The organism is Sphingomonas sp. SAFR-052, from assembly GCF_051965015.1.
GTDB lineage: Bacteria > Pseudomonadota > Alphaproteobacteria > Sphingomonadales > Sphingomonadaceae > Sphingomonas.
On the sequence record NZ_JBQCMO010000001.1, the window covers coordinates 200525 to 218668 of the forward strand.

At 68.4% G+C, this 18144-nt stretch carries 11 protein-coding genes; 4 read left to right on the forward strand and 7 right to left on the reverse strand.

What is annotated here, in order from left to right:
* Positions 1-152: 152 nt before the first annotated feature.
* Together ACTHQV_RS00850 and ACTHQV_RS00855 are read left to right on the forward strand one after the other, a co-directional pair.
* Entirely contained in the window at positions 153-1646 is a 1494-nt protein-coding gene (locus ACTHQV_RS00850) for a permease (RefSeq protein WP_440487900.1), read from the forward strand.
* Positions 1643-2656, forward strand: coding sequence for a serine hydrolase domain-containing protein (locus ACTHQV_RS00855; protein ID WP_440487901.1), 1014 nt, complete (start codon positions 1643-1645; stop codon positions 2654-2656). The genes ACTHQV_RS00850 and ACTHQV_RS00855 overlap by 4 nt, the downstream gene beginning before the upstream one ends.
* Positions 2657-2986: 330 nt before the next feature.
* On the opposite strand, the gene ACTHQV_RS00860 is transcribed toward ACTHQV_RS00855, so the two are convergent.
* The 6 genes from ACTHQV_RS00860 to ACTHQV_RS00885 form a co-directional block, all read right to left on the reverse strand.
* Positions 2987-3871 (reverse strand): LysR family transcriptional regulator, encoded by an 885-nt coding sequence (locus tag ACTHQV_RS00860; RefSeq protein ID WP_440487902.1) that lies wholly within the window; start codon positions 3869-3871, stop codon positions 2987-2989.
* Positions 3868-5106, reverse strand: a complete 1239-nt coding sequence (locus tag ACTHQV_RS00865; protein WP_440487903.1) for a dicarboxylate/amino acid:cation symporter — start codon at positions 5104-5106, stop codon at positions 3868-3870. Before ACTHQV_RS00865 ends, ACTHQV_RS00860 begins: the two co-directional genes overlap by 4 nt.
* Positions 5106-6092, reverse strand: coding sequence for an N-acetyl-D-Glu racemase DgcA (gene dgcA / locus ACTHQV_RS00870; RefSeq protein WP_440487904.1), 987 nt, complete (start codon positions 6090-6092; stop codon positions 5106-5108). The genes ACTHQV_RS00865 and dgcA overlap by 1 nt, the downstream gene beginning before the upstream one ends.
* Positions 6050-7087, reverse strand: a complete 1038-nt coding sequence (gene dgcN, locus ACTHQV_RS00875; protein ID WP_440487905.1) for an N-acetyltransferase DgcN — start codon at positions 7085-7087, stop codon at positions 6050-6052. The genes dgcA and dgcN overlap by 43 nt, the downstream gene beginning before the upstream one ends.
* Before the next feature lie 197 nt (positions 7088-7284).
* The gene (locus tag ACTHQV_RS00880; RefSeq protein WP_440487906.1) at positions 7285-8868 is read right to left on the reverse strand and encodes an N-acyl-D-amino-acid deacylase family protein; all 1584 of its coding nucleotides are present in this window, start codon (positions 8866-8868) and stop codon (positions 7285-7287) included.
* On the reverse strand, positions 8865-11174 hold the full coding sequence (locus ACTHQV_RS00885; RefSeq protein WP_440487907.1) for a penicillin acylase family protein: 2310 nt from the start codon (positions 11172-11174) through the stop codon (positions 8865-8867). The genes ACTHQV_RS00880 and ACTHQV_RS00885 overlap by 4 nt, the downstream gene beginning before the upstream one ends.
* 314 nt (positions 11175-11488) lie before the next feature.
* Between ACTHQV_RS00885 and ACTHQV_RS00890 the strand changes: the two genes are divergently transcribed.
* Together ACTHQV_RS00890 and ACTHQV_RS00895 are read left to right on the forward strand one after the other, a co-directional pair.
* Positions 11489-14530 carry a TonB-dependent receptor plug domain-containing protein gene (locus tag ACTHQV_RS00890; protein ID WP_440487908.1) on the forward strand — a complete coding sequence of 1014 codons (3042 nt, stop codon included), beginning with the start codon at positions 11489-11491 and terminating at the stop codon, positions 14528-14530.
* Between the two features lie 132 nt (positions 14531-14662).
* A complete protein-coding gene (locus ACTHQV_RS00895) occupies positions 14663-17692 on the forward strand; it encodes a ligand-binding sensor domain-containing diguanylate cyclase (protein ID WP_440487909.1) in 3030 nt (1009 codons plus the stop codon).
* Here the strand turns inward: ACTHQV_RS00895 and ACTHQV_RS00900 are convergent.
* Positions 17689-18117 (reverse strand): hypothetical protein, encoded by a 429-nt coding sequence (locus tag ACTHQV_RS00900; RefSeq protein ID WP_440487910.1) that lies wholly within the window; start codon positions 18115-18117, stop codon positions 17689-17691. The two genes, ACTHQV_RS00895 and ACTHQV_RS00900, sit on opposite strands and share 4 nt — an antisense overlap.
* Positions 18118-18144 lie beyond the last annotated feature (27 nt).

Genomic DNA, 18144 nt, shown 5'->3' on the forward strand with positions numbered 1-18144 from the left:
CCATTTCGTTGCCGCGGTGGCAACGGACCCCGCCCGCTCCGGCACGACCGATGGGGACTGGAATGCAGCCATGGTCGCGCCGCTAGCCATCGCCCGGTTGACGCGCCCGTTCGATCGGCGGAGGTTCGACCTTTGTCACGACCGGAGCCGCCATGACCGCATCCGCCACTGCCGCGGTCCCATCGCATTCGCCGCTGCCGCCGCGGCGGGCGATGCTGGTCTATGGGTTGCTCGGCTTTGCCGCCGGGCTGCCCTTCTACATGTTCTCGACGGTGCTGGTGCTGCGGTTGCAGGCGCATGGCGTGGCGCTGACCGTGCTCGGCTTCTTTGCGTGGGTGCAGCTGCTGCCGACGCTGAAGTTCGTGTGGGCGCCGCTGCTCGACCGCTATGACGTGCCGGGGTTCGCGCGCTTCTGGGGCAAAAGGCGCGGGTGGATCATGCTGGCGCAGCTGGGCATCGGCACCGCGATGGCGGCGATGGCGTGGACGTCGGACGATGCGTCGCTGCCGCTGACCGCGCTGTTCGCGGTGCTGCTCGCCTTCTGGACCACCACGCTGGAGGTGGCGGCCGATGCGTGGCGGATCGAGCTGTTCCCGACGCAGGATCAGCAGGGGCCGATCGTCGCCGCGAACCTGTGGGGCTATCGCAGCGCGATGGTCGCGGCGGGCAGCGGGGCGCTGTTGCTGGCCGACAGCGGCGGCTGGGCGCTCGCCTATCTGGCGATCGCGGTGGCGGCGTTCCTGCCGTTCCCGATCCTGGTCGCGATGCGGCCGGAGGAAGGGCGCGGCGGCGGGCGGATGGTGGCGCTGACGACCGGGGTGCTGGGCGGGGCGGCGATCCTCGGCATCGCGGCGGCGGTGACGGCGGCGATCGGCTATCTACTGTTGCAGGCGGCGGCGTCGATCGGCATCGATGCGAAAAGCAACGTCACCCCCTGGGTGCTGGGGCTGTGCATGGTCCCGTTCCTCGCCATGGCCGCCGCGCTGCCGTGGATCCGCAAGGCTCCGCCGAGCGCGCCGATCCGCACCTCGACCGCGATCGGGCCCTATGTCGATTTCTTCTGGCGGTACCAGTATGCCGCGATCCTGCTGATGGCGTTCGTGTCGCTGTACCGGATGGGCGACGTGCTGGCGCTGAACCTGTCGAAGCCGATGATCAAGGAGCTGGGTTATTCGCTCAGCCAGATCGGGCGGGCGGACGGCGTGGTCGCGCTGGTGGCGAGCATGGTCGGGGTGGGCTTGGGCGGCTGGATGGTGACGCGGCGGCCGATGGGCTGGGCGCTGGCGGTCGGCGCAGTGGTCGCGGCGATCGGCAATTTCGGCTTCGTCTGGCTGGCGCACCAGCAAGTGAGCGAGGGCGTGCTGTATGTCGCGACCGGGCTCGACCAGTTCGGCAACGGGTTCGCGGGCGCGGTGTTCGTCGTCTATCTCTCGCTGCTGGTGAACCCGCGCTATCCCGGCGCGCAATATGCGTTCCTGACCGGCTTTGCGTTCCTGTTGCCGCGGATGCTGGCAGGCGCAGGGGGATCGATGGTCGGGGTAATCGGCTATGACGGCTTCTTCCTGCTGTCGGGGGCGGTCAGCCTGGCGGCGATCCCGTTCCTGCCGCTGCTGGCGAAGATCCGCGCGCGGGAGGATGACGCATGATCGACCGGGCCTTTGCCGAAGCCGAGCGGTATGTCGCAGATGGACGGATCGCGGGCGCGACGCTCGGCATCGTCACCGCTGACGGAACGCGATCGGTGCGCGTCGCCGGCCTCGCGCAGCGGGTGCCGGCGCCTGAGCCGCTGACCCGCGACCACTGGTTCGACCTGGCGTCGGTCAGCAAGGTGATCGCGACCACCCGCTTCGTCCTGCAACTGGCGGACGAAGGACGGATCGACCTCGACCGGCCGCTGACCGATGCGATCCCCGACCTGCGGCAATATGATGTCGCGGGGGCGGCGGAGCGGCGGCTGACGTTCCGCGACTGCCTGGTCCATCGCACCTTCCTGCCCGCGGTCGAGCCGATCTATACCTATGGCGACGATCCGGCGCGGCTGCGGGCGTTCGTGTTGCAGCGGGAATGGCGGCACGGACCGCCGGTCTATTCGGACATCAATTTCATCCTGCTCGGCATCGCGGTCGAGCGGATCATCGGTGCGGGGCTGGACGCGCTGCCCTTGGGTCCGGGACTGAGCTGGGGGCCGCCGCCGGGACCGGCGGTCGCGACCGAGCATTGCCAGTGGCGGGGGCGGGTGCTCAAGGGCGAAGTGCATGACGAGAATTGCTTCGCGATGGGCGGGCGGACCGGCCATGCCGGACTGTTCGGGACGGTCGACGGGGTGCTCGACTTCGCCGCCGGGCTGCTCGACGGGACGGGGGCATCGGCGGCGATGCTGGCGGCGATCCGGACGTCGGTGCAGGGGCACCGGACGGCGGGGTGGGAGTACCGCTTTCCCGGCTGGTCGGGCGGGCAGGCGTGCTCGGCCGGGACGATCGGCCATACCGGCTTTACTGGGACCGGGCTGTGGGTCGATTTCGAGCGCGGGCTGGCATGGACGCTGCTGACCAACCGGGTGCATCCGACGCGGCATTTCGACAGTGGGATCTTCGAATTGCGGCCGGCGGTGGGGGATGCGGTGGTGGCGGGGTTCGACGTTGGATCAATGGGTTAGGTAGCGGGCTGGCGCCAAAGGTCACAAACGTCACACTTGCGACGGTTTCGTACCGGCGTTGCGTTTGGGTGCGTTATGACGGTTGGAAAGAACCTGCATAGGGTAGCGAGGCGGCGGGTTGTAGGAAAGCAGACCGATCGGTGCTCCTTCTCATCTAACCATGCTGTTCCGCACACCCGTTCGTCCTGAGTAGCCGCTGAGCCTGTCGAAGCGGCGTATCGAAGGACGGTGGCCGGTGCTTCGATACGGGTCTTCGACTTCGCTCAGCCCCTACTCAGCACGAACGGCTTGGCAGAAATTGCTACACTGTCGAGCAAGGCCACTCACTTCTCACGGCCCCTCGATCACCGCGCTTAGCACGCCCAGAAACTCGCTGGCGAGCGCACTGGGCGGGCGGTCCAGCAGGTGCATGGCGTGCACGTCGAAGGTCAGCGAGGGTTTGAGCGGGCGCATCGCGAGGCCGTCGGCGAGCGAGGCTTCGGCGGTGAAATTGTCGACGACGCTGAACCCCATGCCCGTGCGGACCAGCGCGGCGGCGATGTAGAAGGTGCGGGCCGAGGCGATGTCGTTGAGTTCGAGCCCCAGCCGGTCGAGCTCCTGCGCGAACAACTGGCCGATCGGGCCGCTGGCGGCGAGCGTGATGAACGGTCGCCCGACCAGCATCGGCAGTTCGATGCGCGGCGGGGCGTCGGGCAGGTCGGTTTCGCGGTAGAGCACGACCAGTTCGCCCTCGCCGAGCCAGACTTTGCCGAGCGGCGCGCCGCGCGGGACTTCGGCGGCGATGGCGATATCGGTCTCGCGCTCGTACAGCTTGCGCAACAGGTCGTCGTGATGGACGGTCTGCAGGTCGAAGCGAACCTCCGGCCGGCGCGCCATGAAGCGCGCGGCGGCGGTCGGCAGCGCGCCGAGCGCGAGACTGGGCAGTGCCGAGATGCGCAGCGTCGCGCCGCCGCCGGTGCGCAGGTTGCGGCCCGCCTCGCGCAGCGCCCGCACCCGTTCCTGAATGTCCGCCACGTCGCCGAACAGGGCGTGGGCGTCTTCGGTGGGGACTAGGCGGCTGTTGGTGCGCTGGAACAGTTCGAAGCCGAGCAGCGTCTCGGCATGGCGCAGCGTCTTCGAGACCGAAGGCTGCGAGATGTTGAGCGCGCGGGCGGCGGCACTGACCGATCCGTTGACATAGACCGCGTGGAAGATTTCAATATGGCGCAAATTCATGAGCGTGTGTGGCCGCGATAGCGCGCCTCGTCCAGCCCATGTTCGGCCCGCGCGACCAGCGTCGCGACGGTCAGGTTGGCGCTGGCCGAGGGGACGGTGCGCGTCATGTCGAGCAGCCGGTCGAACGGCAGCACCAGCCCGACGACCAGCGCCGTCTGTTCGGCACCGACCCCGACCGCGCCCAGCATCGCCGCCAGCATGAACAGCGAGGCGGAGGGGACCGGCGCGGTGCCGAACGCGGCGAGCGCACCGGTCAGCAGCATGACGCAGAGCATCCATGCGTCGGGAACGATGCCCAGCGCCTGCAACGCGAACTGGCCGAGCAGCCCGACATACATCGCCGTCCCGTCCTTGCCGATGCTGGCACCCAGCGGCAGCACGGTCGAGGCGATCGGGCGGGCGATGCCCAAATTGTCCTGCGCCACGCGCAGCGCGACCGGCAGCGTCGCGGAGGAGGAGGCGGTCGAGAAGGCGACGATCAGTGCATCGACGATCCCGCGAAAGAAGCGCACCACCGGCAACCGCGCGACGAAGCGCAGCAGCCCGGCATGAAACGCCATCTGCGTGAGCGAGGCGAGGATGACGCACAGCGCCAGCCAGCCGACATGGACGAAGACCGCCATGCCGCTGCCCGCAACCGCATTGGCGATCAGTGCCAGTACGCCGAACGGCGTGACCTCCATCACGATGCGGACGAGGTGGAGCAGGACGGCCGCCAGCCCCTGCAACAGCGCGACGACCGGCTTGCCCGCTTCGCCCGACACGACGCTGGCGATGCCGAGCAACACCGCGACGAAGATGATGGCGAGCATGTCGCCCTTCGCCAGCGCATCGATGATGTTGACCGGCACGATGCCGAGCAGTTGGTCGGCGGGCGTCACCGCCGGTCCCAGAACATGCGGCGCGACCCCGGCCAGCACGATGCCGCTGCCCGGTTGCAGCAACAGGCCGAAGCCCATGCCGATCGACACTGCGATCAGCGTGGTGAAAGCGAACAGCGCCACGGTCCGCCCGCCGATCCCGCCCAGCCGGCGCGGATCGCCCAAGGAGGCGATGCCCGCGGCGATGGTGATGAGCACCACCGGCACGACCAGCATCTTGATGAGCCGGACGAACAGGTCGCCGACGATCTTGATCGCCGCCGCGCCCTGTGGCCACAACAGCCCGATCGCGATGCCGAGCAGGAGGGCGCCGACGACGCGCTGCCACAGCGGGATCGCGAACCAGCCGCGCATCAGCTGCCCCAGAAACCGGGGGCGGGCGGCGACAACATGCCGTTCCGGTCGGTCACGCCGCCCGGGCGGTCGTCGCTGAGCCACAATGGTCCGTCGAGATCGACGAACGCGGCCTGTCCCCCCAGCAGCATCGCCGGAGCGATCCCCAGCGACGAACACACCATGCACCCGATCATCAACCCAAACCCCTTCGCCCGCGCCGTGTTCGCGAGGGTCAGGGCTTCGGTCAAGCCGCCGGTCTTGTCGAGCTTGATGTTGACCACGTCGTAGCGGCCCTTCAGTCCATTGAGATCGGCGGCGGTGTGGAGCGCTTCGTCGGCGCACACCGGCACCGGACTGTCGAAGCCAGCCAGCGCGCCGTCCTCGCCCGCCGGCAGCGGCTGTTCGAGCAGGTTGACGCGCCATTCGGCCAGATGCGGCTTGAGCGCTTCGAGCGTGTCGATCGTCCAGCTTTCATTGGGATCGACGATCAGCCGGGGGGCGGGCGCGGCGGCGCGGACGGCGGCGATCTGCGCGTGGGGGTCGCTGCGATCGACCTTGACCTTGAGCAGCGGGACGTGCGCGTGCCTCGCCGCCGCGCGGGCCATCGCGTCGGGATGATCGAGGCCGATAGTGATGGCGGAGGGCAGGGCGGCTGGTTCGGGGAGACCGGCCAGCGCGGCGACGCTGGTCCCCGCGAGCCGCGCTTCCAAATCCCATAGCGCACAGTCGACCGCGTTGCGCGCCGCCCCCGCCGGCAACAGGCCGGCAAGCTCGGCGCGGGTCATCCCCGCAGCGATCGCCGGGGCGATCGCGCGGATCGCGGTAAGGGTGCCGTCGATCGTCTCACCATAGCGGCCATAGGGCACCGCCTCGCCGCGCCCCGTCACCTCGCCCTGCGCGATCGTTACCGTGACGACATCGGCCGCCGTCTTGACCCCGCGCGAGATGCGGAACGGGGTACTCAGGCCGAAACGGTCATGGGCGACGTCGAGATGTCGAAGCATGTCTGCATCCAGTCGATGATCGGGTCCGCACCGAAGCGATAGGGATCGGTGCACGGCAGGCCGAGTGCCGCGCCGGTTTCGGCGCACAGCGCGCGGGCTTCGTCCTCGCCCAGCTTGGCGGTGTTGAGCGCGACGCCGACTGCCTGCACCTCGCGGCTGGTCAGCCGCGCGACCGAGAGGTTGGCGGCAAGGCAGGTGGCGAGGTCGGGCAGACCGTAATGCGGCAGGCCGCGCATATGTTCGCGCGACGGATCGTGGCACAGCACGATCGCGCGGGGCTGGGCGCCGTGGAGCAGCCCGGTCGACACCCCGGCGAAGGACGGGTGGAACAGCGAACCCTGCCCCTCGATCAGGTCCCAGCCGTCATCGCTCCGCGCCGGGGTGATCGTCTCGATCGCGCCCGAGATGAAGTCGGCGACCACCGCGTCGACCGGCACGCCCGACCCGGCGATCAGGATGCCGGTCTGTCCGGTCGCGCGGAAATCTGCCCGGATCCCGCGCGCGACCATCGCTGTGTGGAGCGCGAGCGTGGTGTACATCTTGCCGACCGAGCAATCGGTGCCGACGGTCAGCAGTCGGTTGCCCGCGCGGCGCTTGCCATTGCCGACGGGCAGGTTGGCGGGCGGATCGCGCACGTCGAACAGCTGCACATTGGCCTGTCGCGCCGCCTCGACGATCTGCGGCACGTCGCGCAGTCGCTGGTGCAGGCCCGAGGCGACGTGCATGCCCTGCGCGATCGCCGCCAGCGCGTCCTGCACCAGCGCCTCGCCCATCGTTCCACCGGCATTGGCGATACCGAGGATCAGCGTCTTTGCCCCCGCCGCGCCCCCCTCGGCCGCATCCATCCGCGGCAGGCCGAGCGTCAGCGGACAGTCGTCGTGCCGCCATTCGCCGACGCACTCGTCCGGGCGAAAGGCGGCGACCCCGCGCGACGTCTTGATACCGACCGCGTCGTCGGAATGGCCGAGATAGAGGAGGAAGGGTCCGGGGATCATCGCGCACCTGCTGGCTGTCGGGACGATGGGATAGGGCGGGGGCGGGCGGGTGACCGTATCGTGGCGAAAGGCCGACCTATAGATCGGGGCTATGGTCCGTCATTCGCCAACAGCGTCGTCCCAGCGCAGGCTGGAATCTCCCGGTAATGAAGCGCGCGCCTCGCCGCTGGAGACCCCAGCCTGCGCTGGGGTGACGGTTAGTTGACCGGACACTGCTTCGGCACCGGTCGCAACAACACCCGCCCCGGCGCGGCGCCAGTGGTCGCCCCGTCCCGCAGCACCAGCTTGCCGTTCACGAACAGTGCCTTGACCCCGGCACTCGGCACCCGCGGATGCACATAATCGGCTTTCGGCGCATAGCCTACGGGATCGAACACGACGACATCGGCATAGCGACCCGGTTTCAGATAACCGCGCCCGTCCATCCGGTACATGTCGGCGGTCGCCCCGGTCGACTGGTGGATGAACTGGCCGAGCGTCAGCACCTTCCGCTCGCGGACATAGACCTGATATTTGCGGGAAAAGGTCGCATATTGGCGGGGGTGGCCGTTCGATCCGTCCGAACTGGTCACGACCCAGGGCTGGCGCATGATCCGGTCGACATCGGCATCGATCATGTTGAAGCTGGCGACCGAGACGCCCGCCGGCTCGTTGCCGGTAGCATCGGCGACCTTCAGGATGCGGATCGCGGCGTCTACCGGATCGACGCCCCATTGGTCGGCCATCTGCCCCAAAGTCTTGCCGGTCCACGGCATGTTCGCGCTGGTCAGCAGCAGCGATTCCTTGCCGCCGCGACGGCGGAGGTTCTCGGCCATCTCGACCTTGATCCGCGCCAGCGTCGCAGGATCGTCGAACCGTGCGATCAGTTTCGGGTAGCCGCCGTCATTGGCCCAGCGCGGCACGAGCGCGGCGTCGACACTCGATCCGGATGCCAGCCATGGATATTGGTCGGCGGTGACGTTCTGTCCCGCCTTCCGTGCCGCCTCGATCACCGCGATCAGCTCGGGCGCCTTGCCCTGCACATCGACGCCCAGCGCCTTCAGGTGCGCGAAATGGACCGGCATGCCGGCCTGTCGCCCGATCTCGATCGCTTCCTTCGTCGAGTTGATAAGGCCGATCGTATAGTTGGATTCGTCGCGCTGGTGCGTGTCGTACATGCCGCCGCGGATCGCCGCCTCGCGCGCGACCGCGACGACTTCGTCGGTCTTGGCGAAGCTTTGGGGCGCGTAGAACAGCCCGGTCGACAGGCCATAGGCACCCGCGCACATGCCCTTGGCCACCAAGGCTTTCTCCTTGGCGAGTTCGGCGGGCGAGGGGGCGCGGTCGTCCTGTCCCAGCACGCGCCCGCGCACCGCACCGAAGCCGATGAACGGCGCGACATTGGTGCCGATACCCGCCTTGGTCAGCGCGGCGGCGTCCTCGGCGACGTCGGGCGTGCCGTATCCGTCGACGCCGATGACGATCGTCGACACCCCCTGCGCCAGCCACGGCAGGTTGAGCCGCGCGGTCGCATCGGGCGATCGGATATAGCTGTCGGCATGGGTATGCGCGTCGATGAAGCCCGGTGCCACGATCTGCCCCCGCGCATCGACGATCTGCGCCGCCTGCGTGCCCCGCGACTGCCCGACATAGACGATGCGGTCGCCCTTGATCTCGACATCGCCGGTGATCGGCTGTCCCGTGCTGCCGTCGTAGATGGTACCGCCCCGGATCACGATATCGGCAGCGGGCGCGGCTCCGATCAGCAGCGCGCACAGGGCGATCAGCGGCAGGCGAGTCATCGGTTCTTCCCCTTCAACATCGTCCGGCGCGCGACCTTGCCATCGATCGCCGCGCGGCTGAACAGCATCGGCAGCATCCGCCCTTCGATCCATGGCGCATATTGGTCGCGATAATAGGGCGATCGCGGATCGTTCGACTGGCCGGGCAGGTTCAGGAACAGCGAATTGTCCCACGCGCCGACATCGATGACCTGCATATAGCTCGCCCCGCCGCCGACGCGCCAGCCGGGGCCGTCGCCCAGCCAGCGGGCCATGACCGTGAAGCTGTCGCCGCCCGACCCACCACCCTCGATCGGGGGAAAGGCGGCGGCGATGGCGGGAATGCGGGAAAGGGGATGCGCGATCCGAACCTGATGCAGCCTTCCCCAGCGCCATGTCGCCGGATCGCGTCCGAGCAGGGTCTGCGCCGTTTCCCATGAGGCGGATAGGGCATCGCGCAGGATCGAGGGGTGTTGCGGCAGCCGCCCCAGCAGGACCGACGGATCGATCTCGGTCACCAGCGCCTTGGCCTTTGCCGGCACGATCGCCGCCAGCATCCGCTGCGACAGGTCGCGCCACAGGATTTCGAACAGCGCCGCCGGGCCGCTGTCCGCCGCCAGCCGCCCGTCCCAGCCGCGCAGCATGTCGCCGGCGGGGGAGGGGGCGGCAGGCAGCATCGCCAGCAACTGCCGTGCCGGGGTCGACACCACGTCATATTGCAACGCCACGCTGTCGGCGATGCTGTGCCGGGGCTGGTTCGACAGCACCTCGGCGATCCGTTCGTAGCGATAGGGCGCGCGGAACGAGAAGGCGGGGATTCGGTCGCGTGGCCAGTCGGCGGGCAGGTTGTTCTGGTTGGCCGATGCGAACCAGCCTTTTTTGGGGTTGTATTCATTATGCAGCGCGGTGAAATCGCGCATCCCCGTCCAGTCGAAGCGACCGTCGCCCGGCACCGGCAGCAACCCGTCGCCCTGTTTGCGCACCGGCGCGAAGCCGATCACCTGCCACCCGGTATTACCGTCGATATCGGCATAGTGGAAATTGGTCGGCGAGGGGTGCAGGCGGAACGCCTTGCGAAGCGATGCCCAGTCGCGCGCGAGGTTGATGGCGATCATCGCGAACGATCCGCCGCCGCCCGGCTGCATCGCGATCGACGCCAGCACGCTCGCGCGCCGCTTCGCCGGGTCATGCATCACCACCGGCCCTTGCACCGCATAGCGCAGCGTCGCGACGTAGGGCGCGCTGCCCTTGACCGGGATCGCCACCTCGACCCGCTTGAACCGTTTCCAGCCGCCGTCATGGCGGTATCGTTCGGGATCGGCAGGATCGAGTTCGAGGATGAACAGGTCCTGCTGGTCGATATGGAAATTGGTCCGCCCGAACGCGAAGCGATCGGTATGGCCCTGCATGATGCCCGGCAGCCCCGGCGCGCCGCCGCCGATCACGTCCAGCCCCGGCGCGGTCAGATGCACGACATGGCGCGGTCCGAAGCCGCCAATGCCCAGATGCGGATCGTTGGCGAGGATCGGTCGCCCGGTCGTGGTGCGGTTCCCGGCGACGGTCCAGGCATTGCTGCCGGCATTGGCGCGCTCGGCCGGCCCCTCGGCGGGATCGCGCACCGGCGTGTCGGGACCGAAGGGCAGGCCGCCATGCCGCAGCACGCCCAGATCAGCGGGCGACACCGCGCCCGCGTCCAGTCCGGCCGGCACCGTCATCTGCCAGTTCGGGCGCAACGGCGCGACGATTGCGTCCAGTTCCAGCATCCCGATCGCCGCCAGTTGCGCGCGGCGGATCTCGTCATCGGCATTGCCGATCGAGCTGCCGCGCGCCAGCACCATGTCCTCGATCGCCCATTTGATCGGCTGGACGCCCAGGATCGCATATTCCTGCGGCAACAGCGTGGGATCGGCCAGCACCTCGTCGATCCGCGCGTTGATCCCGGCGATATAGGCGCGGGCGCAGGCCAGTACGTCGGCGGGGATGCGGCGCAGTTCGGCGTTCAGGTCGCCGCGATAATGGAACAGCCGCGCGGTCGCGTCGTGCTTCGCGAACTCCTCGCCATAGGCCTCGGCCAGCCGGCCCAGCTCGCGGCGGTGGGCGAGGTCGATCTGGAACAGCCGGTCGCGCGCGACGACATAGCCTTGTCCGTAATAGGCATCGGGGATCGACGCCGCGCGGACATGCGGCACGCCGTGGACGTCGTCGACAATCTCGACCGGCGCGCTCAGCGTATCGCCGCGCGGGGCGAGGACGCGTGCCTCCAGCGCGAACGGCGTCAGCGCCAGCGCGGCGGCCGATCCGGTCAGAAAGGCTCGGCGGTGCATCATCGGCGTCCCTCGCTTACAATCTCCACATCCTTGTCGGGGAGGGGAGGTACCAGGCGATCCTAAGTCAGTCCTCCGGCCGCTGGCTATGACAACCACGCCCCGGCCCATAGGGCATGGCTATGGTGCCCGCGGTATAACACCGGGCTATGGCTTGCCGAAGCGATAGAAACGAACTTCGCTTGACGCGCATCCCCGCCGACGCGCAGCTTCCTCTCCATCCGACACGACCGGCGCAGCAACGACCGGATCGGCGGGTGCCGCAGGACATCGCAACGTCAAGTTATCGGCCCGAACCGGGGCCATAGGGGGCCTTTATGACGACATCCTTGCACTTCCGGCGGTATCTGCCTGCCCTTGCCCGCGCGACGAGCCTTGCCGCGCTGTGCATCGCTGCCCCTGCCTTTGCGCAAAGCACCGATCCGGTCGCGGTCGAACAGGCGGCCGAGGCGCAGCCGACGACCGATATCGGCGAAATCCTCGTCACCGGATCGCGCATCGTCCGCGACGGATTCCAGTCGCCGACGCCGCTGACCGTGCTGACGACCGAGGATATCCAGAATTCGTCGCCGTCGAACAACATCGCCGATTTCGTCAACCAGCTGCCCGCACTGGCCGGCGGCTTCACCCCCGCCAATTCGCGCCTCAACCTGTCGAGCGGGCAGGCGGGCATCAACACGATGAACCTGCGCAACCTGGGGTCGGAGCGCACGCTGGTCCTGCTCGACGGGCGCCGCTCGGTCGCCTCGACCGTGACCGGCTTGGTCGACGTCAACACTATTCCGCAGGCGCTGGTGAAGAGCGTCGAGGTCGTGACCGGCGGCGCATCGTCGGCCTATGGGTCGGACGCGGTCGCGGGCGTCGTCAACTATGTCCTCGACAAGCAATATACCGGGCTGAAGGTCGCGATCGACAGCGGCGTGACCGACAAGGGCGATGGCGGCAACTATTCGATGAGCGTCGCGGGCGGGCTGTCCTTTGCCGGCGGGCGCGGGCATTTGCTGCTCAGCGGCGAGGTCGCGCACCGCGACGGCATCTTCCAGGTCGATCGCGACTGGAACGCGACTGGCTATGTCCGCATCCAGGATCCGAACTGGACCACCAGCAGCACGACGCCGCGCTACCTGATCCGGCGGCAGGTGGGGGCGGCCAACTCGACGCCGGGCGGCCTCATCACCGCCTCGGCCGGCGGCACCGCCAACCGGCTGCGCGGTACCTATTTCGGCAATGGCGGGCAGGTGCTGCAATATCAATATGGCGCGCTGACCTTCCCGTCGCCGACCGGCAGCGCCCCGCCGACGCTGACCCAAGGTGGATCGTGGCAGGTCAATGATTCCGGCCGGCGCATCGGCCTCGACCCGCGCGACGACCGCCACGGCGTGTTCGGGCGGCTGAGCTACGAGGTCGCCGACGGCGTCGAGCTGTTCGCCGAAGGGGCGTATAACAAGCAGAAGATCTTCTTCAACGCCGGCCCCAACCTCGCGACCGGCATCGCGCTGAACGCCACCAATTGCGGGACGGCAGCGACGGCGGCGGCCGCGCCGCTGACCTGCAACGCCTTCCTCTACAATACGCTCGGCCGCGCCGCGCTGACCGGCATTACCGGCGTCACGCTGGCGACGACCGCCGCCGACCTGCCCTTTCGCGGCGTCGACAACGAACGCGAGGTGCAGCGTTACGCGGTCGGAGCAGAGGGTTCGACCGAGCTGTTCGGCAAACGCGCGACCTGGAACATCTATGGCCAGTATGGCCGCACCGACCAGCATTCGCAGCTGCGCAACATCATGAACAACGCGGCGATGAACAATGCGACTGCCGCCGTCTTCGCACCTGCGGGCAATGCCGCCGGCTATGCCGCGGGATCGATCCAGTGCCTCATCAACGTCGACAGCAATCCGAATAACAACGATCCGGCCTGCGTGCCGCTGAACCGGCTGGGCGTCGGCGTGGCGAACCCGGCGGCCTTTGGCTATGTGCTCGGCGACCCGTATCGCGACGAGCTGATCGAGCAATATAACGCCGCCTTCAACGTCTCAGTCACGCCGTTCGCGACCTGGGCGGGCGACGTCAGCGTCGCGCTGGGCGCGGAATATCGCAAGGAGAAGATCCGCGGCTTCGTCCCGACCGAGTTTCAGCCGGTTTCCTCGACCGACGCGAATGGCCGCCCGATCACGTCGAACCGCTGGTCGGTGGGCAATTACCTGCCGACCAACGGCGAATATGACGTGAAGGAAGCCTATGTCGAAACGGTGGTCCCGCTCGGCTTCGGCCTCGAATTCAACGGTGCGGCGCGTGCGACCCGCTATTCGACCGCGGGCTATGTCACGACGTGGAAGGCCGGCGCGACGTGGCAGCCGATCGACGACATCCGCCTGCGCGCCACCCGGTCGCGCGACATCCGCGCGCCCAATCTGAACGACCTGTTCCAGGGCGGTTCGGCCAATAGCGACGCGATCCGCAACCCGATCTACACCGCCGATGGCGCCAATGGCCCGGCGACCTTCAGCTATTCGGGCTTCGTCACCGGCAATCGCGCGCTGGGCCCGGAAAAGGCCGATTCGTGGAACGCCGGCATCGTCGTGTCGCCGCGCTTCCTGCCCGGCTTCAACCTGTCGGTCGATTATTTCCGCATCGACGTGAAGCAGGCGATCACGACCTTCAGCGCGCAGCAGATCGCCGACCTGTGCTATCTCCAGGACCAGCAATCCTTCTGCGACGCGATCTCGGTCGATCCGGTCCGCACCCAGAACCCAGCCCAACCCTATCTGCTGATCCGCAGCCAGCCGTTCAACGCCGCGAACCAGCTGGTGAAGGGGGTCGATATCGACGCCTCCTATCGCCTGCCGCTGAACGACGTATTCGCCAATGCGCAGGGGAATTTCACCGTCCGCGGGCTTGCCACGCGCTATATCGACAATCTGCTCGACAATGGCGTGCCGGGCACCGTGGTGCTGAACTCGGTCGGGGTGAATGGCGGGCAGTTCAGCACGCCGACCTGGATCTACCGCGTCAGTGCCGCCTATGACACGCCCGACTTCTCGATCACCGCGGTCGGGCGCGGGGTCAGTGCGGGGCGCTATGCCGCCAACGGCATCGAATGTTCGACCGCCTGCCCGCCGAACGACGCCAACTTCTTCACCTACGACAATAATCGCGTCTCGGGTACCTTCTATGCCGATCTCAACCTGACGCAGAAGGTCCGCTTCAACGGCGCGGAGGCGCAGTTCTTCGTCAACGTCACCAACCTGTTCGATCGCTGGCCGCTGCTGCTGCCGGAAACCGGGCTGGCGGCCAATTCGACCTATTCGGACCTGCTCGGCCGCCGCTTCCGCATCGGCATCCGCATGCAGCTGCGCTGACCCGACGCGCCCCGCCCGGCGATGCGGTGCCGGGCGGGGCGAACCCAACGACCCGTCGCAAATCGCAAAAATGTCGAGCGGCGTTAATTACGTCGCAAGCAACACCGCATAGAACGCCGCACAGGAAATCGGATGCGGCACTTTCTCCTCTGTCTTCTGCTTCTTGCAGTCCTGTCGGTCGCCGGGCCGGCGGTGGCGGCTGCCCCGCACGACGACTGGGACGGCTGGCGCATGACCCGGTTCCTGACGCTCGACGCGACGTCGGGTCTGCCGCACGCCACCACCACCTCGATCGTGCAGGGCAGCGACGGGCTGATGTGGATCGGCACGCGCGGCGGCCTTGCCCGCTATGATGGGCAACGGCTGAAGGTCTTTCGACAGGCATCGCTCGACCGCACCAGCCTGCCCGACAATTATATCCGCGCGCTCCACGCCCTGCCGCATGGCGGCATGCTGGTCGGCACCAATGTCGGCGGCGCGGTGCGCTTCGACCCGGTGTCGAACACGTTCGTCGCGTTGCAGGGGGCGGCAGGGGTCGGCATGGGCACCCGCATCCTCGCCATCAGCTCGGACGGGCAGGGCGGCGCGCTGATCGCGTCCGATCACGGCGTGTTCCGCTACGACGCGCGGCGCAACCGCGTCGTATCGCTGGTCGCGCCCGGCGGCGAATTGTCGGAGGGCGCCTTCACCGTCCACCGCGATGCCGACGGCACCATCTATGCCGGTGGCGATCAGGGGCTGTTCGTCCGCGGCCCGCACGATCGCGGCTTTTCGCACGTCGCCACGCCGCCGTTCGGCGACGTCTGGGCGATCCAGCGCGGCGCGCAGGGGCGGCTGTGGATCGGCACCGGATCGCATGGCATCTTCGTCCAGCTGCGCGACGGCCGTTTCGTCCAGCCGCGCGTGTTGGCGGGCGATGCGCCGTTGATCGGCCATCGCACCATCCGCGCCTTTGCGCGCGAGGGCGACGGCACGCTCTGGGCCGCGACCGACGGCATGGGGGTGCTGCGCATCCGCATCGACCGGGGGCTGAGCGTCGATGCGATGCGCAACATCCCCGCCAACCATGCGTCGCTGGCCGGCGACACGGTGCGCGACGTGACGATCGACCGGACCGGCCGGCTATGGGCGGCGACCGATGTCGGCGCGTCGCAGACCGATCCGACGCTCGACTCGATCTTCACCGTCACCAATGCGATGCCCGATCCGCGCCGGTCGCTGGGTGATCGCAACGTGCGCGGGCTGATGGTCGACAGCCGCGACCGTATCTGGGTGGGGCTCAGCAACGGCATGATCGACCGGATCGACCGGGCGGCCGGCACGGTGCGCCATTTCCGCCTGACCGGCCGCCATGCCGGACAGGATGTGAAGGCGTTTCTCGAACTGCCCGGCGGCACGGTGCTGGTGGGGGCCCGCGGCATCGTCGCGATCGACCCGACGACGCTGGCCGAACGCAGCATCGCCGTGCCGCTGCCCGACGACCTGCCGGTGATCGCGCTGGCGCGGTCGGGCGACCTGCTGCTGATCGGCACCTATAAGGGGCTGTTCACTTGGGACGCGCGTACGCGGCAACTGCGCCATTATCGCCATGTCGATGGTGACGCGACAACCATCGCCAACAACGAAGTCATCAACATCGTCGACATGGGCGACGGCCATCCCTGGATCGCGACGCCCGGCGGGCTCAGCCGGTTCGATCCGGCGACCGGACGCTTCGCCGTCTATCGCAACGATCCGGCCGATCCGACCAGCCTGCCGCAAAACTATACCGGGTCGATCGTGCAGTCGGCGGGGGCGCTGTGGGTCGGCACCTATGGCGGGGTCGCGCGCGGCACCGCATCGCCCCACGGCCTGCGCTTCCGCGCGATTACCGAGGCGGAGGGGCTGTCCAACGACAATGTCGCCGCGGTGCTCGCCGATCGGCACGGCCGGGTGTGGACGACCGGGGCCAGCGGCATCTCGGTCGTCGATCCGCAGGGACGCCGGGTGCGCGTGGTCAGCCAGCGCGACGGCCTGCCCTCCGACGCCTATAACCAACGGGTGGCGGCGATGACCCGTGACGGCGACCTGCTGTTCGGCGGGACCGGCGGGCTGCTGGTGCTGCGCCCCGACCGGATGCTGGCCGCCCGGCCGACCGGATCGCTGACGCTGGCGCCGACCGATATCGAACAGGATGGCCGCGACCTGCCGTTCAGCCCCATGGCCGGGCAGCGGGCGATCCGCGTCGACGGCCATGCGCTGCGCGTCGCCTTCGCGCTGACCGATTATGCCGCGCCGCAGGAAATCCGCTATCGCTACCGCCTGGTCGGGTTCGATACCGACTGGGTCGGCCTGCCCGAATCGGTGCCGGCGACCGCGATCTACACCAACCTGCCCGGCGGCGATTATGTGCTGGAATTGCAGGCGCATATCCCCGGCGTGCACCCGCGTGTCGTCACCACCGCGATCGATATGGTTGTGGCGCGAGCATGGCATGAACGCTGGTATGTGCGGCTCGCCATGGTGCTGATAGCCCTGGGGGCGGTATTCGGCATCGTCCAGCTGCGTACGATGATGCTGCGCCAGCGGACCCGCGCGCTCGAACGCACGATCGAACAGCGCACCGGCGAATTGCGCGCCGCCAACGTCACCCTGTCGCAACTCGCCAGCACCGATCCGCTGACCGGCCTTGCCAACCGCCGCACGCTGCTCGCCCGGCTGGAGGCGGCGCGCGAGGCGGCGATGCGCAGCGGGCGCGGCTATGCCGTGGCGATGCTCGACATCGATCATTTCAAACGCGTCAACGACACCTATGGCCACCACACCGGCGACCTGGTGGTACAGGCGGTCGCCGCGCGTATCGCCGGCGGGGTTCGCGCGGTCGATTGCGTCGCGCGCTATGGTGGCGAGGAACTGGCGATCCTGTTCGTCGACAGCGGCTTGAGCGAAGCGGGCGCGACCACCGAACGGTTGCGGCAGGCGGTGGCGCGCGCCGTGACCGAAGTTGACGGCGCGCACATCCAGGTCACGCTCAGCGCCGGTGTGGCCGCTGCGACCGGCGACGAACCGCCCGCCGCCGTCCTCCACCGCGCCGACCTCGCCATGTACCGGGCGAAACGTGCCGGGCGGAACCGGATCGAACTGGCCGACGATCGCGACGTCACCGAACGGATCGGGGCCTAACCGATCGCCATTCTTCGCTGGTCGTCGACGGCCAGTGTCAACATGATCCGCGTCGAACAGATCGCACAGTCGAGCGCGGATGCCTTTCCGGCGTCGCATGTCAGGCAATCGCGGCGCGGCCGGCTGCCGTCGAGCATGCCCAGCACCAGCCGTTCATCGGCCGAAGCCGGGCCGCGCAGCCCGGTCGCGATCGGTCGGCCGAGCGCGCTCTCGCACAGGCTGAACAGGCTGTCGAACACCGGTGCCAGCACGCCCAGCCCGACCGGCCGCAGCAGGGCGTACAGGCATTTCTGTGCATTTTCGCCCTCGTCCCGCGCCACCCGCCAGCAGCGCGCGACGGTGGTGATGAGTGTGGAGCGCACGGGCGACCGATCGGGCTGGCCGGGGGTGATGCCGCGATCGGCAGGGGGTGGGGCAGGGGGCATGATCCGTCTCCAATCGGTCAACCGGAC